This window comes from Aeromicrobium sp. Leaf245 (assembly GCF_942548115.1).
Classification (GTDB): Bacteria; Actinomycetota; Actinomycetes; order Propionibacteriales; family Nocardioidaceae; genus Aeromicrobium.
Window position 1 is genome coordinate 978,815 of the sequence record NZ_OW824151.1, and the last position, 24,838, is coordinate 1,003,652.

The 24,838-nt window shown below is 72.0% G+C and carries 22 protein-coding genes; 12 read left to right on the forward strand and 10 right to left on the reverse strand.

From position 1 onward, the window contains the following. Window positions 1–66 precede the first annotated feature (66 nt). Window positions 67–1,416: an FAD-binding oxidoreductase gene (locus tag NBW76_RS04890; RefSeq protein WP_055963819.1), complete on the forward strand. Its 1,350-nt coding sequence runs from the start codon at window positions 67–69 to the stop codon at window positions 1,414–1,416. Further along, window positions 1,413–2,711, forward strand: a complete 1,299-nt coding sequence (locus NBW76_RS04895) for a class I SAM-dependent methyltransferase (protein WP_055963823.1) — start codon at window positions 1,413–1,415, stop codon at window positions 2,709–2,711. Before NBW76_RS04890 ends, NBW76_RS04895 begins: the two co-directional genes overlap by 4 nt. 21 nt (window positions 2,712–2,732) lie before the next feature. Here the strand turns inward: NBW76_RS04895 and NBW76_RS04900 are convergent, their stop codons facing one another. From NBW76_RS04900 to NBW76_RS04935, 8 genes are all read right to left on the reverse strand, one after another. Continuing rightward, window positions 2,733–5,966, reverse strand: a complete 3,234-nt coding sequence (locus NBW76_RS04900; protein WP_056556086.1) for a CDP-glycerol glycerophosphotransferase family protein — start codon at window positions 5,964–5,966, stop codon at window positions 2,733–2,735. 116 nt (window positions 5,967–6,082) lie between these two features. Beyond that, on the reverse strand, window positions 6,083–6,871 hold the full coding sequence (locus NBW76_RS04905; RefSeq protein ID WP_055963828.1) for an exodeoxyribonuclease III: 789 nt from the start codon (window positions 6,869–6,871) through the stop codon (window positions 6,083–6,085). 100 nt (window positions 6,872–6,971) lie between these two features. Next, window positions 6,972–7,301: a monovalent cation/H(+) antiporter subunit G gene (mnhG, locus tag NBW76_RS04910; RefSeq protein ID WP_055963831.1), complete on the reverse strand. Its 330-nt coding sequence runs from the start codon at window positions 7,299–7,301 to the stop codon at window positions 6,972–6,974. After that, window positions 7,298–7,576, reverse strand: coding sequence for a monovalent cation/H+ antiporter complex subunit F (locus NBW76_RS04915; protein ID WP_200914374.1), 279 nt, complete (start codon window positions 7,574–7,576; stop codon window positions 7,298–7,300). Before NBW76_RS04915 ends, mnhG begins: the two co-directional genes overlap by 4 nt. Beyond that, the gene (locus tag NBW76_RS04920) at window positions 7,573–8,103 is read right to left on the reverse strand and encodes a Na+/H+ antiporter subunit E (RefSeq protein WP_055963835.1); all 531 of its coding nucleotides are present in this window, start codon (window positions 8,101–8,103) and stop codon (window positions 7,573–7,575) included. The genes NBW76_RS04915 and NBW76_RS04920 overlap by 4 nt, the downstream gene beginning before the upstream one ends. Next, window positions 8,103–9,710, reverse strand: coding sequence for a Na+/H+ antiporter subunit D (locus tag NBW76_RS04925; RefSeq protein WP_055963838.1), 1,608 nt, complete (start codon window positions 9,708–9,710; stop codon window positions 8,103–8,105). The genes NBW76_RS04920 and NBW76_RS04925 overlap by 1 nt, the downstream gene beginning before the upstream one ends. Further along, entirely contained in the window at window positions 9,707–10,126 is a 420-nt protein-coding gene (locus tag NBW76_RS04930) for a Na(+)/H(+) antiporter subunit C (RefSeq protein ID WP_055963841.1), read from the reverse strand. The genes NBW76_RS04925 and NBW76_RS04930 overlap by 4 nt, the downstream gene beginning before the upstream one ends. 76 nt (window positions 10,127–10,202) lie before the next feature. Next, the gene (locus NBW76_RS04935; RefSeq protein ID WP_056556082.1) at window positions 10,203–13,115 is read right to left on the reverse strand and encodes a Na+/H+ antiporter subunit A; all 2,913 of its coding nucleotides are present in this window, start codon (window positions 13,113–13,115) and stop codon (window positions 10,203–10,205) included. A 55-nt stretch (window positions 13,116–13,170) separates the two neighbouring features. On the opposite strand from NBW76_RS04935, the gene NBW76_RS04940 reads away from it, so the two are divergent. From NBW76_RS04940 to NBW76_RS04985, 10 genes are all read left to right on the forward strand, one after another. Then, entirely contained in the window at window positions 13,171–14,223 is a 1,053-nt protein-coding gene (locus NBW76_RS04940; RefSeq protein ID WP_055963847.1) for a zinc-dependent metalloprotease, read from the forward strand. Between the two features lie 22 nt (window positions 14,224–14,245). Beyond that, window positions 14,246–15,193 (forward strand): tRNA lysidine(34) synthetase TilS, encoded by a 948-nt coding sequence (gene tilS / locus NBW76_RS04945; protein ID WP_056556079.1) that lies wholly within the window; start codon window positions 14,246–14,248, stop codon window positions 15,191–15,193. Between the two features lie 60 nt (window positions 15,194–15,253). Next, window positions 15,254–15,805 carry a hypoxanthine phosphoribosyltransferase gene (gene hpt / locus NBW76_RS04950; RefSeq protein WP_369797005.1) on the forward strand — a complete coding sequence of 184 codons (552 nt, stop codon included), beginning with the start codon at window positions 15,254–15,256 and terminating at the stop codon, window positions 15,803–15,805. 162 nt (window positions 15,806–15,967) lie between these two features. Further along, complete coding sequence (ftsH, locus tag NBW76_RS04955) at window positions 15,968–17,983, forward strand: ATP-dependent zinc metalloprotease FtsH (RefSeq protein ID WP_082482028.1); 2,016 nt, start codon at window positions 15,968–15,970, stop codon at window positions 17,981–17,983. A 13-nt stretch (window positions 17,984–17,996) separates the two neighbouring features. Beyond that, on the forward strand, window positions 17,997–18,572 hold the full coding sequence (gene folE / locus NBW76_RS04960; protein WP_055963852.1) for a GTP cyclohydrolase I FolE: 576 nt from the start codon (window positions 17,997–17,999) through the stop codon (window positions 18,570–18,572). Between the two features lie 13 nt (window positions 18,573–18,585). Next, window positions 18,586–19,461 carry a dihydropteroate synthase gene (folP, locus tag NBW76_RS04965; protein WP_235493047.1) on the forward strand — a complete coding sequence of 292 codons (876 nt, stop codon included), beginning with the start codon at window positions 18,586–18,588 and terminating at the stop codon, window positions 19,459–19,461. Beyond that, complete coding sequence (locus NBW76_RS04970; RefSeq protein ID WP_055963855.1) at window positions 19,451–19,900, forward strand: nuclear transport factor 2 family protein; 450 nt, start codon at window positions 19,451–19,453, stop codon at window positions 19,898–19,900. The genes folP and NBW76_RS04970 overlap by 11 nt, the downstream gene beginning before the upstream one ends. Window positions 19,901–19,913: 13 nt before the next feature. Next, window positions 19,914–20,291: a dihydroneopterin aldolase gene (folB, locus tag NBW76_RS04975; protein WP_055963858.1), complete on the forward strand. Its 378-nt coding sequence runs from the start codon at window positions 19,914–19,916 to the stop codon at window positions 20,289–20,291. After that, a complete protein-coding gene (folK, locus tag NBW76_RS04980) occupies window positions 20,288–20,851 on the forward strand; it encodes a 2-amino-4-hydroxy-6-hydroxymethyldihydropteridine diphosphokinase (RefSeq protein WP_056556076.1) in 564 nt (187 codons plus the stop codon). The genes folB and folK overlap by 4 nt, the downstream gene beginning before the upstream one ends. Then, a complete protein-coding gene (locus NBW76_RS04985) occupies window positions 20,851–21,339 on the forward strand; it encodes a DUF3180 family protein (protein ID WP_156364862.1) in 489 nt (162 codons plus the stop codon). The genes folK and NBW76_RS04985 overlap by 1 nt, the downstream gene beginning before the upstream one ends. Before the next feature lie 329 nt (window positions 21,340–21,668). Here the strand turns inward: NBW76_RS04985 and NBW76_RS04990 are convergent, their stop codons facing one another. Continuing rightward, the gene (locus tag NBW76_RS04990) at window positions 21,669–23,360 is read right to left on the reverse strand and encodes a DUF885 domain-containing protein (protein WP_056556070.1); all 1,692 of its coding nucleotides are present in this window, start codon (window positions 23,358–23,360) and stop codon (window positions 21,669–21,671) included. Further along, window positions 23,353–24,825: a polysaccharide pyruvyl transferase family protein gene (locus NBW76_RS04995; protein ID WP_055963872.1), complete on the reverse strand. Its 1,473-nt coding sequence runs from the start codon at window positions 24,823–24,825 to the stop codon at window positions 23,353–23,355. The genes NBW76_RS04990 and NBW76_RS04995 overlap by 8 nt, the downstream gene beginning before the upstream one ends. Window positions 24,826–24,838: the final 13 nt, after the last annotated feature.

Here is a 24,838-nt window from a genome sequence, read left to right on the forward strand (position 1 = left end):
TGGGTCGTTGACGTCTGCAACCATCCCGGGTGGAGGTCCGCCCTCCCGCCGCCCTAGTCTGGGCGGGTGAAGGGTTGGAGCGAGCACCAGCGGGCGGTCGACAGGCTGCTCGGCTCCTACGCGGCGATCCCGGCCGGCGCTCCGGTCCGCCTCGCCAAGCGCACGTCCAACCTGTTCCGCCCACGTGCCGACCCAGGGGTCCCCGGCCTCGACGTCGACGGCCTCGACGGGGTCGTCGCCCTCGACGTCGGCGAGCGCACCGCCGACGTCCAGGGCATGTGCACCTACGAGGACCTGGTCGACGCCACCCTCCCGCACGGTCTGATCCCCTACGTGGTCCCGCAGCTGCGCACCATCACGCTCGGCGGCGCCGTCACGGGGCTCGGCATCGAGTCGACGTCGTTCCGCAACGGCCTCCCGCACGAGTCGGTCCTGGAGATGGACGTGCTCACCGGCGCGGGGGAGATCGTCACCTGCAAGCCCGGCGACGCGCTGTTCGACGCCTTCCCCAACTCCTACGGCAGCCTCGGCTACGCCACGCGACTGCGCATCCGTCTCGAGGCCGTGCCGCCCTACGTCGCGCTGCGCCACGTCCGCCTCGACGACGCCGCCGACGCCGCGACGATGCTGGGCGAGGTCGCCGAGTCCGGCACCTGGCACGGCGAACCGGTCCACGGGCTCGACGCCACCGCCTTCGCGCCCGACGAGGTGTACGTGACGCTGGCCCGGTTCACCGACGAGCCCGGTCCGACGTCGGACTACACCGGCCAGGACGTGTTCTACCGCTCGCTCCAGCGCCGCGAGACCGACCGCCTCACGATGCACGACTACCTGTGGCGCTGGGACACCGACTGGTTCTGGTGCTCGGCCGCCTTCGGTGCCCAGAACCCGTGGGTGCGTCGCGTCTGGCCCCGACGCTGGCGACGCTCCGACGTCTACCACCGGATCATCGCGCTCGACGCGAAGGTCGGCGTCAGCCGGCTGCTCGACCGCGTGAAGAAGGTTCCCGGCCGCGAGAAGGTCATCCAGGACGTGGAGGTCCCGGTGGCCGCGGTCCCGGAGTTCCTCTCCTGGTTCGACGCCGAGGTCGGCATGCGGCCGGTGTGGCTGTGCCCGCTGCGCACCACCCGTTCCTGGCCCGGCTACCCGCTGCGTCCGGGCGAGACCTACGTGAACCTGGGCTTCTGGGGCACCGTCGTCGTGCCGGTCGGCTCTCCCGACGGCCTGGTGAACCGGCGCATCGAGGAGCACGTGCACACCCTCGGCGGCCACAAGTCGCTGTACTCCGAGGCCTTCTACGACGAGGCCACCTTCGCCGACCTGTACGGCACCGCGGCGCTCGACGCCGTGCGCGCCGAGCACGACCCCGAGGGGCGACTCAGCTCCTTGTACGAGAAAGCCGTGAGGAACTCATGAGCATCATCACGCGGGACACCGACACCCTCACCATCGCCGGCGCCGTCGAGCGCCTCATGCGCGATGGCATGCCCTTCCGCTTCGAGGCCTACGACGGCAGCAGCGCCGGGCCCGAGGACGCCGACATCACCGTCCGCCTGCGCACCGAGCGCGGACTGGCCTACCTGATGACCGCCCCCGGGGACCTCGGCTTCGGCCGCGCCTTCGTGGCCGGCGACCTCGAGATCGAGGGCGTGTCGCTGGCCAACCCCTACGACCTGATGACCCTGGTGCAGAGCCGCCTGCGGCTCAAGGTGCCCGGCCCGGCCGAGCTGCTGCAGATCGTCCGCAGCCTCGGTCTGTCGAACCTCAAGCCGCCGCCGCCTCCCCCGGAGGAGCACCTGCCGCGCTGGCGCCGTGTGGTGGAGGGGATGCGGCACAGCAAGGCGCGCGACGCCGAGGCGATCCACCACCACTACGACGTGTCCAACCGGTTCTACGAGCTGGTGCTCGGCCCGTCGATGACCTACACCTGCGCCGTCTTCCCCACCGAGGACGCCACGCTGGAGCAGGCTCAGTACGAGAAGTACGACCTGGTGTGCCGCAAGCTCGGGCTCGGTCCGGGCGACCGGCTCCTCGACGTCGGCTGCGGCTGGGGCGGCATGGTGCGCCACGCCGCCGAGCACTACGGCGTGCAGGCCCTCGGCGTCACGCTCAGCGAGCAGCAGGCGCAGTGGGCGCAGCAGGCGATCAAGGACCAGGGTCTGGACCACCTGGCCGAGGTGCGGTTCAGCGACTACCGCGACGTGGGCGAGAGCGACTTCGACGCCGTCTCGTCCATCGGCCTGATGGAGCACATCGGCGTGCGCAACTACCCCGACTACTTCGCCTTCCTCCAGGGGAAGCTGCGGGTCGGGGGTCGCATGCTCAACCACTGCATCACCCGGCGCGACGGGTCGCTGTCGCCGAAGGCGGGCGCGTTCATCGACCGCTACGTCTTCCCCGACGGCGAGCTGGCCCCGGTCGGCACGATCGTGTCGGCCATGCACGACCACGGGCTCGAGGTGCGCCACGTCGAGGACATCCGCGAGCACTACGCCCTCACCTTGCAGGGCTGGTCGCAGAACCTCGAGGAGCACTGGGACGAGGCTCTCGGCGAGGTCAGCCTCGGCATCGCCAAGGTGTGGGGGCTCTACATGGCCGGCTCGCGCCTCGCCTTCGAGCGCAACGAGATCGGCCTGCACCAGGTGCTGGGCGTGAAGGTCGGGCCCGACGGCGACGCCCACATGCCGCTGCGGCCCACCTGGGGCAGCTGACCCCCGGACCGGGCGACGGCCCTACGAGCCCGCAGGGCCGAAGAAGCCGTCGACGACCCGCGCGGCGGCGTGACCGTCGTCGAGCGGTGCGAAGCGCTCCATGAACGCCGCGCGCTGGGGGGCGTACGTCTCGCGCAGGGCGTCGAGGTCGGCGAGCGCGTCGGCGACCTCCTCGCTGGTGCGCACGAGCGGGCCCGGCGCGACGTCCTCGAAGTCGAGGTAGAAGCCGCGCAGCGACCCGCGGTAGTGGTCGAGGTCGTAGGTGAAGAAGACCATCGGCCGGTCGAGGGCGGCGTAGTCGAACATGATCGAGGAGTAGTCGGTCATGAGCACGTCGGCCACGAGCAGCAGGTCCTGGGCGTCGGGGAACAGCGTGACGTCGCGGACGAAGTCCATCTGCTCGGCCCGCACCTCGGGCCGGCCCTTGACGATGGAGTGGAAGCGCAGCAGCACCATGTACTCGTCGCCGAGCCTGCGCTGCAGCAGGTCGAGGTCGAGCCGCAGGTCGGCCAGGAAGCTGTTGCCGCGCTTCACGTCGTCGCGGAAGGTCGGCGCGTAGAGCACGACCTTGCGGTCCTCGGGGATGCGCAGACGCTGCCGCACGAGCCGGGCCCGGGCTGCGGCGTCGGCCGAGTGGAAGAGGTCGTTGCGGGGGTACCCGGACTCGAGCACCTCGCCGGTGTAGCGGAACGCCGAGCGGAAGCACTCGGTGGCGTAGGGGCTGGGCGAGACGAGTGCGTCCCAGTAGCCGGTCATCCGGGTGACCTTCTCGAGGTACTCGGGGTCGCGCTCGCCGATGCCGTCGATGTCGTGCTGCATGCGCTTCAGCGGCGTCCCGTGCCACGTCTGCAGGTAGCGGGTGCGTGAGGACGGCCGCAGGTAGTGCGGGAAGTTCTGGTTGTTGACCCAGTAGCGGGCCCGGCCCAGACGCCAGAAGTACCGGGGCCAGAGCCGACGCACCTTCTCGACGTCGTCACCCGGGATACGGGTGGAGGTGTCGTTGACCCAGGTCAGGTGCAACGGCGTGCCACGGCGCAGGAGCTCCTCGTGGATGGCACGTGGGCTGTCGCCGTACTGCTTGCCCAGGCCGCTCTCGAGCACCACGACGTCCTGCCGAGGGAGCAGCCGTGCGATGCGGAACAGCATCCGCATGGCCGGTCCGTAGGCCTTGCTGCGCCGGAACGTCTCGAACAGGCGCATCGACCAGACGCTCGCGCGCACGCGGCGGACGGCCACCAGGGGCGACGACCGCCGCATCGCGAGGTCGTGGATGCGGCGCGAGGACTCCAGGTCGCGGTGGTCCAGGAAGCGACGCGCCCGCGCCCGTGACTCCTCGTCGGCGACGAAGCCCCCGGCAGCCGACTCGGTCACGAGGCGCACGGCGGTCTCGACGTCGAAGGCGATGCGGCCGGGCAGCTGGGCATCGAGGTCGAGGTGGGAGCCGCCGCCGGCCAGGTAGAGACGTCGGTCGAACTGCAGGTAGAACACCGGACGCTCGAGCATGCTGAAGTCGAACCCGACGCTCGAGTAGTCGGTGAGGAGCGCCGCGCTGGACTTCATGAGGTCCTGGACGTTCGTCGCGCCCGACGGCAGCACCGTGACCCAGGGTCGGTCGAACAGGGCCGAGTGGGCGCGCATGTTGGGGTGCAGGATGAACCGGACCTCGACGCCGTCGTCGGCCATGGCGCGCACGCGGGGGTGGTCGAGCACGGCCGACCAGGCCTGCGCGTACTCGCTGTCCGGCACGTCGTTGGGGTTCAGCAGCCAGTCGCGCCAGGTCGGGATGACCAGGAGTGCGCGGTCGGGCTCGACGCTGCCGTCGAGCAGCCGGTCGAACCGCGCCAGACCGGTCACGTGCACCTGAGCGGCCTCGTAGCCGAAGTCGTTGCGCAGGATCTCGGCCTCGAAGGTCGAGCTGACGATGACGTCGTCGGTGCGGAAGCCGGGAGCCCGGCGCCCGTACAGGTGCGCCATGTTCTTGGTGCCCATCACGCCGTGCTGCAGGAAGACGCGACGACCGCGCACCCAGCGCCGGTACCCGGGGGAGCGGGAGGCGAGGAGGTAGTCGGCGTGGTGGGTGGAGAGGATCCGCGACGCGACCAGGTTGAGACGCAGGTGCTGACGCGAGCCGCGCATGACCACCTGGCCGAGGTCCTGCAGCTCCGCGAGGTTGGACAGGCCGGGGTCGGCCACGTAGTACACGCGGCGCCTCGGCCGGTTGAGCCGCACCCAGCGGAAGAAGTGGTAGCCGTTGTCCTGGGCCTTGAACGGCTGCTCGCCGACGAGCCAGACGCGCAGGAACGGCCGCAGCAGGCTGAGCAGCGGCGCGACGACGGCGAGGCGCCGGCGGTACCGCAGGAGCTCGCGCGTCGTCGTCTCGATGTTGAACGCGACGCGGTGCGCCTTCGACGTGCGGTAGGGGATGAACGTCGTGGCGTGCTCGGGTCCGCGGGCGAACATCTCGCGCAGGCCGCGACGGCCCACCAGCGACGGCATGACGATGCCGCGACGCAGCGGTGTAGCGCCGTCGGCGAACTCCATCTCGTAGACGAGGTCGAGCACGGTTCCGTCGAGGCGTCCGTCGGGTGCGATCTGCTGGAACGGCACCTCGAAGTCGACGCCGTAGTGCCGGTTGCCGGCCCTACGCCGCGTGGACTCCTCGTCGTACGTGGCGGTGATCGGCAGCTCGTGCTCCTCGCCGGTGTCACGCACCACGGCCAGCAGGCGGATTCGGCCGAGGAGGTTGTTGCCCGTGGTGAACCGCGCGGACACGTGCAGGTTGCCGCGACGTGTGGTCATGCGGTCGGTGGCGGTGCGCACGTCCTGCCGCCGCGGTGGGCCCACGTGGACCGCGGCGTTCCCGGCTCGCGACATCGTGAAGGTCAGGCCGCGGTGGGGCACGACCTCGGTCCCGTCGCCGGGGACGACCACGTGCTGGCCGAAGGCCGCGTCGCGGTCGGTGTGGGCGAACCCGCCGAGCCGGACCTCGTCCGCGGACTCGCCGACGAGGAGCCAGAGGTCGAGGAAGCGCTCGAAGTCACCGCTCCAGGCCCAGAGGTCGTCGAGGTCCAACGTCGCGGTGCCGTCGGTCACGGGGACGCGTCGTTCACGCAGGGTGTCGCGCTGGCGCACCACGAGGGTGTGGGCGGGCCGTGCGAGCGAGATCTCGAGAGTCAGCAGGGCGCCGTCGCGGCGGACGACGAGACGCGAGTCGGGTCCGAGCGGCGGGGCGTCGGTGGTCTCACGAGGTGGCACGACTGACCTCCCTGGGCGCTCGGGACGGGGGCGGGGCGGTCGGAGCGTCTCCGCACGGAGGGGCGAGGAGCCGGTCCGGTGCCGTCACGCTGGGCGACTGCGTCACGATAACGACCTCAGCCGAGGTCGACGACCACGGGGGCGTGGTCGCTGGCGCCCTTGCCCTTGCGCTCCTCGCGGTCGATGAAGGCACCCTCGACGCGCGCGGCCAGCGCGGGGGAGCCGAGCACGAAGTCGATGCGCATGCCGCGCTTCTTCGGGAACGCGAGCTGCTGGTAGTCCCAGTACGTGTAGGTGCCGGGGCCGGGGGCGTGCGGGCGGACGACGTCGCTGAAGCCGGTGTCGACGAAGCTCGCGAACGCGGCACGCTCGGGTGCCGACACGTGGGTCTTGCCGTCGAAGGCCGCCATGTCCCAGACGTCGTCGTCCTGGGGGGCGATGTTCCAGTCGCCGGTGAGCGCGATCTGCGCGTCGGGGTCGGCGGCCAGCCAGCCTGCGGCGTCGGCGCGAAGGCGGTCGAGCCACTCGAGCTTGTAGGTGAAGTGCTCGTGCTCGAGGTCGCGGCCGTTGGGGACGTAGAGGCTCCACATCCGCACACCGCCGCACGTGGCGCCCACGGCGCGCGGCTCGACCACCGCGGGGTCGCCGAACGTCGGCTGGTCGGCGAAGGAGGTGGCCACGTCCTCGAGGCCCACCCGCGACAGCAGCGCCACGCCGTTCCACTGGTTGAGGCCCACGTGCACGTACTCGTAGCCCATCGAGCTGAGCTCGAGCGCGGGGAACTGGTCCTCGCGGCACTTGGTCTCCTGGATGGCCAGCACGTCGACGTCGTGCCGTTCCAGGAAGGCCGTCACGCGGTCGACGCGGCTGCGGATCGAGTTGACGTTCCAGGTGGCGATTCGCACGTCCCCGAACCTACCAACGTCGCTCCAGTCCCTCCGTTTCGGACACCTCCGGGGCATCTCGACCGGACGTGGTGCCCCGGAGGTGTCCGAAATGGAAGGACTAGTCGAGGTCGTTGCGCTCGAGGCGGGAGGTGTCGGCGACGCCCGTGCGGAAGGCGGCGCGCGCCACCATGTGCGCCGAGACGGGTGCGGTCAACAGCTGGAAGAGGGCGACGAGCCCGATGATGGCGAGGGCGCCGGGGTCGCGGATGCGCAGGGCCAGGCCGGCCAGCACCAGGAGCAGGCCGAGGGTCTGCGGCTTGGTGGCTGCGTGCATGCGGGTGAGCACGTCGGGGAAGCGCACCAGGCCGATGGCGGCGATGAGCGCGAGCGCGCTGCCGACGAGCAGCAGGGCTCCGGACACGATGTCGACGATCAGGGACGTGGTCATGGGTCCTCCGGGGGTGCGTCGATGTCGCGTGCGGCGAACCGCGCGATGCTGACCGAGCCGAGGAAGCCCACGAGCGCCAGGGCCAGCAGCACGGGGGCGGTGTCGACGTGACCGCTGATGGCGGCCTCGACCCCCACGGCGGACAGGCAGGCGGCGACGAAGACGTCTGCGGCGACGGTGCGGTCGAGCATCGTCGGGCCGCGCACGATCCGGACGAGGCACAGCACGCCGGTGACGACCAGCATGGTGGCGCAGGCGACGGCGACGGGGATCACGAGGCGGCCTCCTGCACGGTGCGGCGGTAGGCGTCGCGCTCGTCACGGGGGGCCCACGCCTCGACGACGCGACGCTCCTGCTCGTGGACCGCGGCGATGGCCCGCTCGATGCGCTCGGGGGAGCGGGCGTCGAGCACGTGGATGTAGAGCGCCGGCGCCTCCGGGTCGAGCTCGACGAGCAACGAGCCCGGGACCAGGGAGACCAGCTCGGCCGTGGCGGTGAGCAGCAGCTCCGAGCGGGTCACCAGCGGCACGCGCACGACCGCGCTCGGCGGCGGTGCGGACGGACGGACGGCGAGCCAGGCCACCTGCACCGACGCGCGCAGCATGTCGGCGGCGAACCGGAGGACCAGGGTGGTCGTCGGCCACGGTCGCAGCGTCCAGCGCCAGGGTGCCCGCGGGAAGGGGAAGAGCAGCAGCACCAGGACCGACGTGATGAGGCCGCCGAGCACGAGCGTGGGCGTGACGGAGCCCCAGAGCAGGAGCCAGACGACGGTGAGGCCGAGGACGACCCGCCAGCGGGGCATCAGCCGCCACCTCCCAGGACCGCCGTGATGTAGGGGGTGCGCTGCAGCAGCTCGACGGCAGCGGCGTCGGTGACGCCGAACAACGGCCCGGCGAGCACGGTGAGCGCCACGGAGGCGACGACGAGCGCGAGCGTCGGCAGTCCCATGCCGAGGGGGAGCCGCTGCTCCTCGGCCAGGCGCTGCCAGGCCGACGTCGCCTGGAAGCGGGTGTTCACGTCGCCGCCCCCGTGCATCGCACCGTGCGACCACACGTCGGAGCCGTCGTCGACCACGGACTGGGCCAGGTCGTCGTCGACCGGCTGCCAGAAGGCGCGGTTCCAGACCTTGGCGATGGCGTAGAGCGTGAGGAGGCTGACCGCGACGCTGGCCACCACGGCCGTGACCGCGAGCCAGTCGCCCGCCTCGATGCCGGCGCGTCCGAGCGCGACCTTGCCGAGGAAGCCCGAGAAGGGTGGGATGCCGGCCAGGTTCATCGCCGGCACGAAGAAGGCGACGGCCAGGATCGGCGCCGACCGTGCCAGCCCGCCGAGCCGGTCGAGGTTGGTGGTGCCGGTGCGGTACTCGATCAGTCCGGCCAGCAGGAAGAGCGCCGTCTGCACGGTGATGTGGTGCGCGATGTAGTAGACCGCGCCCGACAGCGCCAGCTCCGTGCCGAGCGCGACGCCGAGCAGCATGTAGCCGATGTGGCTGACGAGCGTGAACGACAGGATGCGCTTGATGTCGGTCTGCGCGACCGCGCCCAGGATGCCCACCACCATCGTGAGGATCGCTGCCGTCAGCAGCAGGGGTCTCATCGAGTCGTCGGGGAACAGCAGGGTCTGGGTGCGCACGATCGCGTACACGCCGACCTTGGTGAGCAGTCCGGCGAACACGGCGGTGACCGGGGCGGGCGCGGTGGGGTAGGAGTCCGGCAGCCAGGCCGACAGCGGGAACACCGCGGCCTTGATGCAGAACACCGTGAGCAGCAGCAGCTGCAGCATGTGGGCGACCGCCGGGTCCAGCTCACCGAGCCGCTGCGAGAGCTGCGCGAAGTTCACCGTGCCGGTCGCGGCGTACACGCACGCGATGGCGATGAGGAAGACGACCGACGACAGCAGGCTGACGACGATGTACACCGTGCCCGCCCGGATGCGCGCCTCCGTGCCGCCCAGCGTGATGAGCACGTAGCTGGCGGCCAGCAGCACCTCGAAGCCGACGAACAGGTTGAACAGGTCGGCCGAGAGGAACGCGTTGGAGACGCCCGCGCTCAGCACCAGGTAGGTGGGGTGGAACACCGAGAGCGGGGTGTCGCGCCCGTACTCGACGATGCCCTGGCCGAAGGAGTACAGCAGCACGGCGAGGGTGACGACCGACGAGACCAGCAGCATGAGCGCCGAGAGCCGGTCCGCGACCAGCGTGATCCCGATCTCCGGTCCCCAGCCGGCCAGCGTGAGCGCCTGGGGTCCCTGCGTGTCGGCGCGCACCAGCAGGGTGGCGGCGGTGGCGACGACGGACGCGAGCACCGCGACGCTGACGATCCGCTGGGCGCGGGCGGAGCGGCCGAGCACGAGGCAGAGGCCGGCGCCGAGCAGGGGGAGCAGCACGGGCAGGACGACGAGCTGGGTCACGAGTCGGCCCCTTCCTCGTCGGGGACGCTGGTCTCGGGCTCGTCGAACGTCCCGGACGTCTCGTCGGCCTCGGCCCGACGGCGCACGAGGTCGTCCTCCACGTCGTCCTTCACGTCGTCGCTGCCGGACAGCTGCCAGGAGCGGTAGGCGAGGGCCAGGCCGAACGCGCTGACGCCGAGGGTGATGACGATGGCGGTCAGGGCCATGGCCTGGGGGAGGGGGTCGGTGATGTCCTCGCGGCCGACGATCGGCGGCGCCCCGCTCGGTCCGGAGGCCACGAGGAACAGCAGGTTCACGCCGTTGCCGACCATGACGAACCCGACGAGGATCCGGCTCAGGCTGCGCTCGAGCATGAGCGTCGTGCCGCAGCCGACCAGGACGGCGATCGCGATCACGAGGGCGAGATCGACACTCATGTCGTCACCCCCGTGGGAAGGGCATGGTACGGGCGCGCCGACATGAGGAGCCCTCGGTTCGCTCGCTGGCGCTCGCTCATGCCTTCGCCCCCTTCGCGTCGTCGCTCGTGCACTCCTCGGACAGCCCGGAGTCGGTGTGGCCCTGCTCGCCGTGCCGGTCGATGCCACCGCCGAGGCTGCGCAGCACGTCGAGCGCGAGGCCGATGACGACGAGGTAGACGCCGACGTCGAAGGCCACCGAGGTGACCACGTGGACGTCGCCGAGGAGCGGGACGGGGATGTCGAAGACACCGCTCTGGAAGGTGTTGGCACCCACGAGCAGTGGCACGAGCCCGGACAGGGCGGCGATGGCCAGGCCCGAGCCGAGCACGACGCCGGCGTCGACGGGCGCGGCGGCGTCGAGCTCGCGGCGACCGCCGGCGAGGTAGCGCACGGCGAGCGCCAGCCCTGCGACGAGCCCGCCTGCGAACCCGCCGCCGGGCGTGTAGTGGCCAGTGAACATGAGGTACACCGAGAAGATCATCAGCACGGGGAACACCGCGCGCGCCACGACCTCGAAGACGACGGAGCGGCGCTCGATGTCGAGGGAGGCCGCGCCGGGCAGCCAGTCCTCGCGCTCGTCCGTGGCGCTGGGGCGCGCCCGACGGGTCTCGCGGTGGGACTGGGCCCGGTCGGTGATGAGGAAGATGAGGCTCGCGATGCCGGTGGCGGCCACGACGAGCACGGCCAGCTCGCCGAAGGTGTCCCACACGCGGATGTCGACGAGCGTGATGTTGACGATGTTCTCGCCGCCGCCGAAGTCGTAGGCCGGACCCTCGAACGCCCGCCCGACCGGCGATGCGGTGCGGGCGTTCGCCGCGACCACGGCGTACGCGGCCACGGCCAGGCCGGCCGTGGCGCCGATCGCGATGCGCACCCGGCGGGCCGCGGTGAACGGCCGGTCGGAGAAGAACGGCGTGAAGCGGCGCAGCACCAGCACGAAGGTGACCAGCGCGAAGGTCTCCACGAGGACCTGGGTGAGCGCGAGGTCGGGGGCGCCGTGCAGCACGAACAGCAGGGCCGTGCCGTAGCCGGTGACGCCGAGCATCAGCACGGCACGGAGGCGTCGGCGGGAGCGGACGGTGAGCAGCGCGGCGCCACAGACGAGGGCCGCCGTGGCGATGCGTAGCGCGTCGTCGGGCTCGAAGGCACCGCCGTCGCCGACGGAGATCGACGGTGAGCCCCACGCCCTGATGGCGGCGCTGCCGGGGAGGAGCACGAGCACCACGAGCACGACACCCAGGTAGACCGGGAGAGAGCCGCGCTGCGTGAAGCCCGTGACCTCGACGCTCGCGCGGTCGACGCCGCGCACGACCGCGTGGTAGCTGCGCTCGGCGTCGGGCAGGTGCAGCCGACGCACGAGCGTCTCCTGCAGGTGCGCGACGGGTCGGCGGAGCAGCCAGAGGGCGATGCCGCCGACGACGGCGGCGACCGACAGCCACAGCGCCGGGGTGAACCCGTGCCAGAGGGTCAGGACGGGCTCGTGGGCGCCGGCGCCGAACGCCTCGGCGTAGGACTCGATCCGCGGCGTCAGGAGGGGACCGGCCACGCCGCCGGCGACCGTGAGGACGGACAAGATCACGGGAGATGCCTGGAACCAGGGTCCCGGTGCCGCGACGTCGGTGGGGGTGACGTCCTTGGTGCCGAACGTGCCCCACACGAAGCGTGCCGTGTACGCCACCGTGAGGACCGACCCGACCACCAGTCCCACGAGCGAGACCGTGCCCCAGACGCCGATGCCCGCGTCCTCGCCGAGGTCGACGAACGCCGCGAGCGCGGCCTCCTTCGCCGTGAATCCGAGCAGCGGGGGCAGCCCGGCCATCGACGCCGCGGCCACGAGCGTGACGACGAACAGGACGGGCATGGAACGGGCGAGTCCGCTGAGCTCCCGCAGGTCGCGCGTGCCGGTGCTGCGGTCGACGATGCCGACCACGAGGAAGAGGGTGGACTTGAACAGCGCGTGCCCGAGCACGAGCGAGAGACCGGCGAACGCGGCCGACCGGGTGCCGGCCCCGGCCACCGCGACCAGGAAGCCGAGCTGGCTCACGGTGCCGTAGGCGAGCAGCAGCTTGACGTCGTGCTGGCGCAGGGCGCGCAGCCCGCCGATGATCATCGTCATGATGCCGAGGGTGAGCAGCACGGGCCGCCAGCCGGGGGTGTCGGCGAACGCGGGGGCCAGGAGCAGCACCAGGAACACGCCGGCCTTCACCATGGCCGCCGCGTGGAGGTAGGCGCTCACCGGCGTGGGCGCCGCCATGGCTCCCGGGAGCCAGAAGTGGAACGGGACGAGTGCCGACTTGCTGAGCGCGCCGACGAGCAGCAGCGCCACCGCGGCCGTGACGGCCGGGCCCGACGGCGGGTCGGCGACGATCTCGCTGAGCCGAGCCGTCCCGGTCTGGGCGTGCAGCACGAACAGGCCCACGAGCATGGCAAGCCCGCCGAACGTGGTCACGAGCAGCGCGTTCATGGCCGCCCGGCGGTTGGCCCGGCGCTCGGGGTTGTGCCCGATCAGCAGGTACGACAGCACTGTCGTGAGCTCCCAGAACACGAACAGCACGTACATGTTGTCGGACAGGACCAGTCCGAGCATCGACCCGGCGAAGGCGGTGAGCACGCCGGAGAACCGCCAGATCTCGGGATCGCCCTGGCGGAAGTACCAGCCGCAGTAGAGCAGCACCAGTGCACCGACGCCCGTGACCACCAGTGACATCAGTGCCGTGAGGGGGTCGATCAGCAGGTCGACGTCGACACCGAGCGAGGGGATCCAGCTCCAGCGCTCGACGATCGGGTCGCTCGTGCCCGAGCTCACGTCGAGCGCCCGTGGCAGCAGGTACGCGAAGGACGCGGCCGGAACGAGGGCCAGCACGACGAAGGCGCGACGGTCGAGGAACCTGACCAGGAGAGGGGCTCCCGCTGCGGCGACGAGGTGCAGCGCGAGGAGCCCGATCATTCTGACCCCACCCTATCGGGAGGTCCCGCATGGCGGCACGCCGTACCGTGGCCCCATGATCGACTGGGGCGTCGCGCAGGGCACGGCGACGAAGCTGTCACGTCCGGGGCCCGACCTGTCGCCGGCGGAGGCCGACGACGTCGTCGGCGAGCTGCGGGAGGCGGCGGCCCGGTCCACCGGCCCGGTCCGCGAGTTCTCCGACCTCCACGCACCCGACACCGTCCAGGCGCAGGCGCCGGTGCTCGTGGTCGACCGGCCTCGATGGATCGAGGCGAACCTCGGCACCTTCGAGGTGCTGATGGACCCGGTCGTGGCCCGCATCGAGGCGGGGCGGCCGCGCAGCGGTCTGGCCCACGCCGTCGGCAGCCGGGTGAGCGGTGCCGAGATCGGCGGACTGGTGGCACTGCTGTCGGGCAAGGTGCTGGGCCAGTTCGACCCGTTCTGGACCGGGCCGCGCGGCGAGGGCGGCCGGCTGCTGCTCGTCGCGCCGAACATCGTCCACGTGGAGCGCTCGCTCGACGTCGACCCGCACGACTTCCGGCTGTGGGTGTGCCTGCACGAGGAGACCCACCGGGTGCAGTTCACGGCCGTGCCGTGGATGCGCGACCACCTCCGCGGCTTGATCGACGAGCTGACCGCCGCCACGGACCTCGACTCCGAGGCCGTGCAGCGCTTCCTCACCGAGGGCGTGGGCGAGCTGGTCAAGGTCCTGCGGGGCACCTCCGACGCCTCTCTCGCCGAGCTGTTCCAGAACGAGCGGCAGAAGGCCGTCGTCGACCGGATCACCGGCGTCATGTCGCTGCTCGAGGGCCACGCCGACGTCGTCATGGACGGCGTGGGGCCCGACGTGATCCCGTCGGTCGCCACGATCCGCAAGCGGTTCGACCAGCGACGTCAGGGCGGCGGCGGGCTCGACCGGGTGCTGCGGCGTCTGCTGGGCCTGGAGTCCAAGATGCGTCAGTACCGCGACGGGGCCGTGTTCGTCCGCGAGGTCAACGAGAAGGTCGGGCTGTCGGGCTTCAACGCGGTGTGGGAACGGCCGGAGAACCTGCCCGACCGTGCCGAGATCCTCGACCCCGCCGCCTGGGTGGCGCGGGTGCACGGCTGAGCGACGGGCCGGGAGCCGCGGCGTGAGGCTGCTCGACGCGGAAGCGCGTGGTCGGGCGGGCGTGCGCGACGCCCTCGCCGACGTCGCACCGGACGCACCGGTGGTGCTCGGCGTCTCCGGCGGGGCCGACTCGCTCGCGCTGGCGGTCTGCGCCGCGTTCGTGGCCGACCGTGACGACCGAAGCGCGCGCGTCGTGGTGGTCGACCACGGTCTCCAGGACGGGTCGGACGCGGTGGCGGCCCGCGCGGTCGAGCAGGTGCGCTCGCTCGGCCTGCCCGGCGGCGCGGTCCGTGTGCAGGTGGGGACCGTCGGCGGGCCCGAGGCCGCAGCGCGTGCGGCACGCCGGGCGGCCCTGCTCGAGGCCGCGGGTGGCGAAGGCGTGGTGCTGCTGGCGCACACCCTGGACGACCAGGCCGAGACCGTGCTGCTCGGACTGGGCCGGGGCTCGGGGCCGCGCTCGCTCGCCGGCATGGCAGCGCGCGACGGGCGCTGGCGTCGGCCGTTCCTCGGTCTGCGCCGGTCCGACACCGAGGCGGTGTGCCGCGCCCACGACCTGGTCTGGTGGACCGATCCGCACAACGCCGACCCCGCCTACCGTCGTGCCAGGCTCCGGCACGAGGTGCTTCCCCTGCTCGACGACGTGCTGGGCTCGGGGGTGCCGGAGGCGCTCGCCCGCACCGCCGACCAGCTGCGTCACGACACGACGCTGCTCGACGAGCTGGCGGGCCAGGTCGAGGACGCCGCCGACGTCGCGACGCTCGTGGCTCTCCCGCCTGCGCTGCGGTCCCGGGTGCTCCGCCGACTCGCGCTCGAGGCCGGCGCCGTCCCCGGGGAGCTCGGTTCGGTCCACCTCGCCGCGCTCGACCGTCTCGTCACCGACTGGCACGGCCAGGACCGGGTCGAGCTGCCCGGTCACGTCGCGCTGACGCGGACGGCAGGCCGGCTCCACCGGATCGGCGGCGGTCCCTGATCCGATCGGGGCGGTCCTCGTCCGTGCCGAGGGGTGCTGTGGGAGGCTGAGTCCGTGGACATCCAGCACGTCGAGTCCGACCTCGACCTCGACCAGACCCTGTTCACCGAGGAGCAGATCGTCGCGCGGCTGCGCGAGATCGCGCGCCAGGTCGAGACGGACTACGCCGGTCGCGACCTGCTCCTGGTCGGCGTGCTCAAGGGCGCCGTCATGGTGATGGCCGACCTCGCGCGCAGCTTCGACCGCCACGTCGAGATGGACTGGATGGCGGTCTCGTCCTACGGCTCCGGCACCACGTCGTCCGGCGTGGTCCGCATCCTCAAGGACCTCGACACCGACATCTCGGGCCGTGACGTCCTCATCGTCGAGGACATCATCGACACCGGCCTGACGCTGTCGTGGCTCGTGACCAACCTGCGTTCCCGCGGTCCGGCCTCGGTCGAGATCGCCACGCTCCTGCGCAAGCCCGACGCGCTGCAGATGGACGTCGACGTGAAGTACGTCGGCTTCGACATCCCCAACGCGTTCGTCGTGGGCTACGGCCTGGACTACTCCGAGCAGTACCGCAACCTGCGCAGCATCGGGACGCTGGCGCCCCACGTGTACTCCTGAGAGCACGTCCCGATCCAGCGGGAACGTCACGGTTCGCGTGAGCGTTCTGCCAGTACGGGATCGGCAGGTCGGACTTCGTCCTGACGTGTACGGTTCCTGTGTCGGCGGCGAGGGCCGCCGACCGAGCACACGAGGAGGAGTGGGCCCCGCCGGCCCGTGTCCATGAACGCCAAGCGCCTGTTCCGCGGTCCCTGGGTCTGGATCGTCCTCATCCTCGTCCTCGTCGTCGTCACCCTCCAGTTCTCCGGGCGGGCCGACGGCTTCAAGGAGGTCCGCACGGCCACCATGGTCGGCTACCTCGACGACGGCACGATCTCGGAGATGACCTTCGTCGAGGGTGACCAGGAGATCCAGGCGACCCTCGACGACGGCACCAAGGTGCGCGCGAAGTTCCTCGCCGGCCAGGGCGACCGCCTCGTCGAGAAGGCCGAGTCCGAGGTCGTCGACAAGAAGCTCAAGACCTTCGACGTCAAGGTCCCCACCACCGGGTTCCTCACCTACCTCGCCAGCTCGATCCTGCCGATCCTGCTCCTGGTCGGTCTCTTCCTGTTCATCATGACCCGCTTCCAGGGCGGCGGCGGTGGCGTCATGAAGTTCGCCAAGTCGCGCGCGAAGCTCATCACGAAGGACACCCCGCAGACCACCTTCGCCGACGTCGCGGGCTGCGACGAGGCCATCGAGGAGCTCGGCGAGATCAAGGAGTTCCTGTCGGAGCCGGCCAAGTTCCAGGCCGTCGGCGCCAAGATCCCCAAGGGCGTGCTGCTCTACGGCCCGCCCGGCACCGGCAAGACGCTGCTGGCCCGCGCCGTGGCCGGCGAGGCCGGCGTGCCGTTCTACTCCATCTCCGGCTCCGACTTCGTCGAGATGTTCGTGGGCGTGGGCGCCAGCCGCGTGCGCGACCTGTTCGAGCAGGCCAAGGAGAACGCCCCGGCGATCGTCTTCATCGACGAGATCGACGCGGTCGGCCGCCACCGCGGCACCGGCATGGGCGGCGGCCACGACGAGCGCGAGCAGACCCTCAACCAGCTGCTCGTCGAGATGGACGGCTTCGACGTGCGCGGCGGCGTCATCCTGATCGCGGCCACCAACCGGCCCGACGTGCTCGACCCCGCCCTGCTGCGTCCCGGCCGCTTCGACCGCCAGATCGGCGTGGAGGCCCCCGACCTCAAGGGCCGCGAGACGATCCTCAAGGTGCACGCCCGCGGCAAGCCGATCGGCCCCGACGTCGACCTCGAGAGCGTGGCCCGACGTACCCCCGGCTTCAGCGGCGCCGACCTCGCCAACGTGCTCAACGAGGCCGCCCTGCTCACGGCGCGCAACAGCGACAAGGTCATCACCGACGCCACGCTCGACGAGGCCATCGACCGCGTCATGGCCGGTCCGCAGAAGCGCACGCGCTTGATGAACGAGAAGGAGCGGCTGGTCACGGCCTACCACGAGGGCGGACACGCCCTGGTGGCCGCGGCGCTCCCGCAGAGCGACCCGGTGCACAAGATCACGATCCTGCCCCGTGGCCGCGCCCTCGGCTACACGATGGTCCTGCCCGACGAGGACAAGTACAGCCAGACGCGCGCGGAGCTGCAGGACAAGCTGGCGTACATGCTCGGTGGCCGCGCGGCGGAGGAGCTGGTCTTCCACGACCCGACCACCGGCGCGGGCAACGACATCGAGAAGGCCACGGGCCTGGCCCGGGCCATGGTCACCCAGTACGGCATGAGCGAGCGCGTGGGCGCCATCAAGCTGGGCAGCGACAACAGCCAGCCCTTCCTCGGTGGTGGCATGGGCATGGGCCACACCCGCGACTACTCCGAGCGGGTGGCCGCCGTGGTCGACGAGGAGGTCTCCTCGCTCATCGCCCACGCCCACCAGGAGGCGTTCGACATCCTCGCGGAGAACCGCGACGTGCTCGACTCCCTCGTCCTGGAGCTCATGGAGAGGGAGACCCTCGACAAGCGCGAGGTCGCCCGCATCTTCGAGCCGCTGCGCCGGCGCGAGGTGCGTCCGGCGTGGACCGGCTCGGACACGCGGCAGCCGTCGGACCAGCCCCCGGTCGAGGCGCCGGAGGCGGCACGGCTCAAGGAGCCCGAGACCGAGGGCATCGTCGTCGGTCCCGACACCGGCCCGGACGCACCGCCGCCGGACGATCCCACCCCGCAGGGCCCGGTCGGGCCGGCGTGAGGACGAGGACAGCATGAGCGTCGACGTCGAGCGCGCCGCAGCGGCGGTGCGCGAGCTGCTGATCGCCGTCGGGGAGGACCCCGACCGTGACGGCCTGAAGGAGACCCCGGACCGCGTGGCCCGGTCGTACGCCGAGCTGCTGGCCGGTCTCGACCAGGACCCGCGCGAGGTCCTCACGGCCACGTTCGACGTCGGTCACGACGAGCTGGTGCTCGTGAAGGACATCGAGCTGTGGTCGATGTGCGAGCACCACCTGGTGCCGTTCACCGGGGTCGCGCACGTGGGCTACATCCCGCGATCCGACGGGTTCGTCACCGGCCTGTCCAAGCTGGCCCGGCTCGTCGACGTCTTCGCCCGTCGGCCCCAGGTGCAGGAGCGGCTCACCACCCAGATCGCCGACGCCCTCACCGAGGTGCTGGAACCGCGCGGCGTGATCGTCGTGATCGAGGCCGAGCACCTGTGCATGACCATGCGCGGCGTCCGCAAGGGCGGCGCCCGGACGGTCACCAGCGCCGTGCGCGGACAGCTGCGCGACCCCGCCACCCGGGCCGAGGCGATGGGGCTCATCACGAGCGGTGGCGCTCGGTGACCGGGGCCTGCTGATGGGGCTCGCACCCGCACAGGTGCTGGAGCCCATCGGGCGGTGCCGGGTCATGGGCGTCGTCAACGTGACGCCCGACTCGTTCTCCGACGGCGGACGCTGGTTCGACCTCGACAGCGCGGTCCGGCACGGGCGTGAGCTGGCCCAGGCCGGCGCCGACCTCGTCGACGTGGGTGGTGAGTCCACGCGCCCCGGCGCGGTGCGCGTCGACCTCGACGAGGAGCTGCGCCGCGTCGTGCCCGTGGTGCGCGAGCTGGCTGCCGACGGCGTGGCCGTCTCGGTCGACACGATGCGCGCCGACGTGGCCGAGGCGGCGCTGGACGCCGGCGCCGTGCTCGTGAACGACGTGTCCGGCGGCCGTGCCGACGCCCGCATGGTGCCGCTCGCCGCCGAGCGCGACGTCCCGCTGGTGCTCATGCACTGGCGCGGCCACGCCGACCGGATGCAGGACCTCACCCACTACGACGACGTCGTCGCCGACGTGGTCGCCGAGCTCTCCGAGCGGGTCGAGGAGGCCCTGGCCGCGGGAGTCGACCGGTCCCGCCTCGTGGTCGACCCCGGTCTCGGCTTCTCCAAGACCGGTGGCCAGAACTGGACCGTGCTCGCCGCGCTCTCCGCCTTCACCGCGCTGGGGCTCCCGATGCTCGTGGCGGCCAGCCGCAAGCGCTTCCTCGGCGAGCTCCTCGCCGACGCCGACGGCACGCTGCGGCCCACCGAGGGTCGGGAGGCGGCCACCGTCGCGCTGTCCACGCTGGCCGCGCAGGCCGGGGCGTGGGCCGTGCGGGTGCACGAGGTGGCCGCGTCGGCCGACGCCGTGCGGGTGGTCGCGCGGATCGCGCAGGAGTCCGTCCCAGGGGGTGTCGACCATGGCCGCTGACGTGCTGGCGCGTCACCGCGCGTTCTACGACGCGGTGGAGTCCGGCGACCTCGACCTCATGAGCTCGCTGTGGGTGGACTCGCCCAGCGCCCTGTGCGTGCACCCCGGCGCCGAGGCCATCGAGGGCACCGACGCGGTACTGCGCTCGTGGGCGCTCGTCATGGCGAACGTGGAGTACATCCAGTTCTTCCTCACCGACGTCCAGGTGTCCTGGCCGCTGGGCTCCGAGGCCGACCTGGCGCTCGTCACGTGCACCGAGAACATCCTCTCGGGGGAGGGCACCGAGTCACCGGAGCAGTTCTCCGGCGGCAAGGCGATCTGCACGTCGGTGCTCGTCCGGTCCGGCGGCGTGTGGCGACTGTGGTCGCGGCACGCCTCGCCGGTGCTCGACATCGACCCCGAGGCTCCCGAGGAGCCCGGCATGACGGAACAGCCCTGATGGAGGAGCACTGATGGCATGTCCTGACGGTCTCGACCGCATCGACCTGAGCGGCGTGACGGCCTTCGGCCACCACGGCGTGCTCGAGCACGAGCGCCGGTTCGGCCAGACCTTCGTGGTCGACGTGAGCCTCGGCATCGACCTGGGACCGGCCGGGTCGAGCGACGACCTGACGGCGACCGTCAACTACGCCGAGGTCGCCGAGATGGTCCAGGCCGTGGTCACCGGGGAGCCGGTGGACCTGATTGAGTCCCTCGCCCTCCGTATGGTGGACTGGTGCCTGGCACGTCCGTCCGTGGAATGGGCGAGCGTGACCGTGCACAAGCCCCAAGCGCCCATCGCGGTGACGTTCTCCGACGTCAGCGTGACGATAGAGCGGAGCCACCAGTGACCGAATCGCCCACGCCGTACGTGCTGGACGCCGACACCATGACGGGTGGCATGCGTCCCATCCGCCAGGCCGTCATCGCGATCGGGTCGAACCTGGGCGACCGGCTGAACCGTCTCCAGGGCGCGGTGTCCGCCCTCGAGGACACCCCTGAGGTCCAGGTCGTGTCCGTGTCGTCGGTCTACGAGACCGAGCCGGTCGGCACGCCCGACGGGTCGGGGGCCTTCCTCAACGCCGTCGTGCTCCTCGACACGACCCTCACGGTGCACACGCTGCTCGACCGCGCCCACGCCATCGAGGACGCCTTCGGACGCGAGCGCTCGGAGCCGGGCGCCCCGCGCACCCTCGACGTCGACCTGGTCGTCGTCGGCGACCGCATCGCCGACGACGAGACCCTCACGCTGCCGCACCCGCGGGCGCACGAGCGTGGCTTCGTGCTCGTCCCGTGGCTCGAGATCGACCCCGAGGGCGAGATCCCCGGCAAGGGATTCGTGGCCGACCTCGTCGGCGACGTCGACACGTCCGGCGTCGTCCGGCGAGAGGATCTCGAGATCCTTCTGTGATGCACGCCGGGCGGACGACCGCCGTCCACGTCGCCGCCCTGGTCGCCGTAGGGCTGCTGCTGGGATCGGTCGTCCGGCCCGCGTCGTTGCGTCTCGGCCTGTCGCCGCCGCGGCCCGGCTGGCTGGTGGCCGTGCTGCTCCTGGCGCTGGCGGCCCTCGTGGCAGCGGTCGCCTGGAGCACCTGGCAGAGCCTGCACCAGCGCAAGCAGCGGATGACCTCCCAGCACGCCGTGACCCTGCTCGCCATGGCGAAGGCGTGCAGCATCGTCGGGGCGCTCTCGGTGGGCGCCTACGGCGGCTTCGCTCTCTCCTTCGTGCGTGACTGGGACACGATGTTCGGTCAGGACCGGGTGCTGCAGGGGGGCCTCGCCTCCGTCTCCGGCCTCCTCCTCCTCGTCGCAGCGCTCCTGCTCGAGCGCACCCTGCACGTGCCCCAGCCCGACGACGAGGACGACGACGCCCCTCCCGGCGCCGCGACGGCGGCGTAGCTCGGCCGGGTCGCCGGACCACCTTGGAGTGACGCCGATCCGCCCCCATCGGTGGATCCTCAACCGCAGCGCGCGTTCTGATGTTGCGCATCCACCGATGGCGGGGGACGTGGTGGTCATCGGTGGATCCTCAACCGCAGGTCGCGTTCTGATGTTGCGCATCCACCGATGGCGGGGGACGTGGTGGCATCGGTGGATCCTCAACCGCAGGTCGCGTTCTGATGTTGCGCATCCACCGATGGCGGGGGACGTGGTGGCATCGGTGGATCCTCAACCGCAGCGCGCGTCCTGATGTTGCGCATCCACCGATGGGCGGCGGGGCGTGCTGCTCAGACCAGCGTGGCGCGCAGCGTGTCGAGCCCGACGGAGCCGAGGCTCAGCGCCCGGCGGTGGAACTCCTTGAGGTCCGGACCGTGCTCACGGACCCAGGCGTCGCGGACCTGCTCCCAGATGCGCTGGCCGACCTTGTAGCTGGGCGCCTGGCCCGGCCAGCCGAGGTAGCGGTTCACCTCGAAGCGCACGAACGGGGCGTTCATGTTCACGTGCTCGGCCATGAACGCGAAGGCGTGCTCGGCGGTCCAGGGACCGTCGCCGTCGGGACGGGGCAGCTCGAGGTGCACCCCGAGGTCGAGCACCACCCGGGCCGCCCGCATGCGCTGGCCGTCGAGCATGCCGAGCCGGTCGGCGGGGGAGTCGAGGTAGCCCAGGTCGGCCATGAGCCGCTCGGCGTACAACGCCCAGCCCTCGCCGTGTCCGGAGGTCCAGAGGGCCCCGCGACGCCAGGCGTTCAGCTCGGCGGCGTTCCACACCGCATAGCCGCACTGGAGGTGGTGGCCGGGCACGCCCTCGTGGTAGACGGTGGTCAGCTCGCGCCAGGTGTCGAATTCCGTGACACCCTCCGGCACGCTCCACCACATGCGCCCCGGGCGGGCGAAGTCGTCGCTCGGCGGCGTGTAGTAGATGCCGCCCTCCTGGGTGGGCGCGATGCGGCACTCGAGCGAGCGCATGATGTCGGGCACGTCGAAGTGGGTGCGCCCCAGCTCCTCGACGGCGCGGTCGCTCGTCTCCTGCATCCAGGCCTGCAGGGCGTCGGTGCCCACCAGCCGGTGCTCGGGGGAGGACTCGAGGTGCGCGACGGCCTCGGCCACCGACGCTCCGGGCAGGACCTGCTGCGCGACGGCCTCCTGCTCGCGGACCATGCGGTCGAGCTCCTCGAGCCCCCAGTCGTACGTCTCCTCGAGGTCGACGGCCGCGCCCAGGAAGCCGCGCGAGGCGAGGGCGTACCGGTCGCGGCCGCAGGCGTCGCGCTCTCGGGCCGCCGGGGCCAGCTCGTCGGCCAGGAAGGTCGCCAGCTCGGCGTACGCGGCCCGCGCGCCGTCGGCGCCGCGCCGCAGGTCGGCCTGCAGCGACGCCGGCACGGACGCGGACGCGGCGGCGTCGGCCAGCTCGTCGAAGAACGCGCCGGCCTCGGCCTGGCGTCGGGCCTGGTCGACGACCTCGACCACCTGGCGGCGCGCCGGGATGTCGCCGGCGCGGATCCCGGAGCGCAGCGACTCGGTGTACCCGGCGAGCGCACCCGGCAGGTTCGCGAGGCGGGTGGCGACGCCGGACCAGCCGTCGACGTCGTCGCGCGGCATCAGGTCGAAGACGTCGCGCACGTTCTGCACGGGCGAGGCGATCACGTTGAGGTCGCTGCGCCAGGTGCCGGCGTCGTGCTCCTCGACGTGCAGGTCGAGCACGCGCACGAGCTCCGCGTGCGTGACGACGTCGACGTCGTCACGCGGCTCCACGTGGTCGAGCCGGCGACGCATGGCGCGTGCCGCGTCGGCGTACGCCTCGTGCCCCGACGGCGACAGGTCGGCGTACTCGCCATCGCGTCCCGGCCGGCCGAGGGAGACGTGCCACTCGGGCTCGTGCTCGAGCACCACGTCGAGCCACTCCTCGGCCAGGACGTCGACGGCCGACGGGACCCGCCCCGACCGCTGCGACCCCGACTCCCGCTGCCCCGAGGCGTCAGCCACGACCGACCGCCTTCCTGAGCCGGGCGACGAAGCGCCGCCACCGGGTGTTCTCCAACGACTCGACACGGCGCGCCAGCGCGGCGACCGCGTCGGCGTTGGCGGCGTCGCGGGCCTTCGCGTCGTCGGCCAGGCGCGCGTGGCGGCTGCCCGCCCCGCGCCACGCGGGGTGCGGGAAGGGCGGCTCGTACCGCTGCGGGTGCCGTGTGATGTCGAGGACCATCCCCTCGCGCAGCCACTGCAGGCGTGCGGCCACCTGGTCGAGCCCCGGCGCGGCGAGCGTGTGCACCGCCGGCGGCAGGTCCACCGCGGCGAGGCGTTCGTCGAAGGACTGCGCGCTGGTGCCGGGCGACCACCGGTGGGTGAGGCCGTTGCGCTCCAGGAAGGCGGTGTACCGGGCGAAGCCGGCCGGCAGCTCGGCGTGGAAGGCGTCGAGGTCGGCCGCGGCGTGCAGCTCGTCGGCGTGCAGCCCGGCGGTGGCCTCGTCGAACGCCGACACCACGCGGTGCGGCATGCGGTGGTACTCGGCCAGCTCGAGGGTCCGCGAGTCGTGGGCCAGCAGCACGGCCGGCGTGCCGCCGAGCAGCCCCGCGACGTTGCCGTGGAAGCGCGTGCCGTACACGAAGTCGACCTGGGCGAGGTCGCGGTACCAGGTCCAGGTGTCGAGGTACAGCCGCAGCCGGTCCTGCTGGTAGAGCGGGTGGTGCAGGTGGACGGGCACGGCGGGGTCGTCGACGTGCGGGTGCGGGACGCCCCAGAGCATGGCCCGCAGGTCGTGCGCGTCCTGGCCGACGGCTACGAGGTTCGGGTGCCGCTCGCCCTGCCGGGTGACGAAGTCGCCGATGCCCGGTACCTCGGGCGTGAAGTTGAGGGCCAGGGCCGCGTCGTCGCCGATGGCGGTCACGCGCCGCTCGACGCGGTGGTCCGGCCCCCAGAGGAACAGCGAGGGGCAGCCGATGACGTCGACCACGTCGTCGCCGAACCCGAGGAGTGCCAGGTGGCGTCGGGTGAAGTCGCCGCGCACGCCGATGGAGGCGGAGCGCTCGAGCACGGCGGAGACGAAGCGTCGCACGGGGTCGGCGATCTCGCCCAGGGACTCCGGGCCCTCGCCGTGCGGTGCCTGCGAGCCGATGCCGACCACGGTGACGGGGATGGTGAGCTGCTCGACGAGCTCGGTGAGCGCCGTCAGGTGACGCACGAACTGCGGTCGGAACGCGTTGGCCATCGGCACCACCAGGTGGTCGAACTCGGCGTTGATCCGCTCGGCGTCGCCGGGCTCGGGGGAGCGCCGCTCCGAGAGCGTGCTCGAGCTGACCAGCTCGGTGCCGTCGACGGCCAGGGACCGCCACACCGAGTGCTGGAAGAGGTAGTTGCCGGAGTTGGAGTTGAAGACGTCCTGCGTGAGGGTCGTCTCCGCGCCCACCGGGGTGAACGGGTCCTTGCCGGAGCGGACCAGCAGACGAGGCATGGCGCCAGTCTGT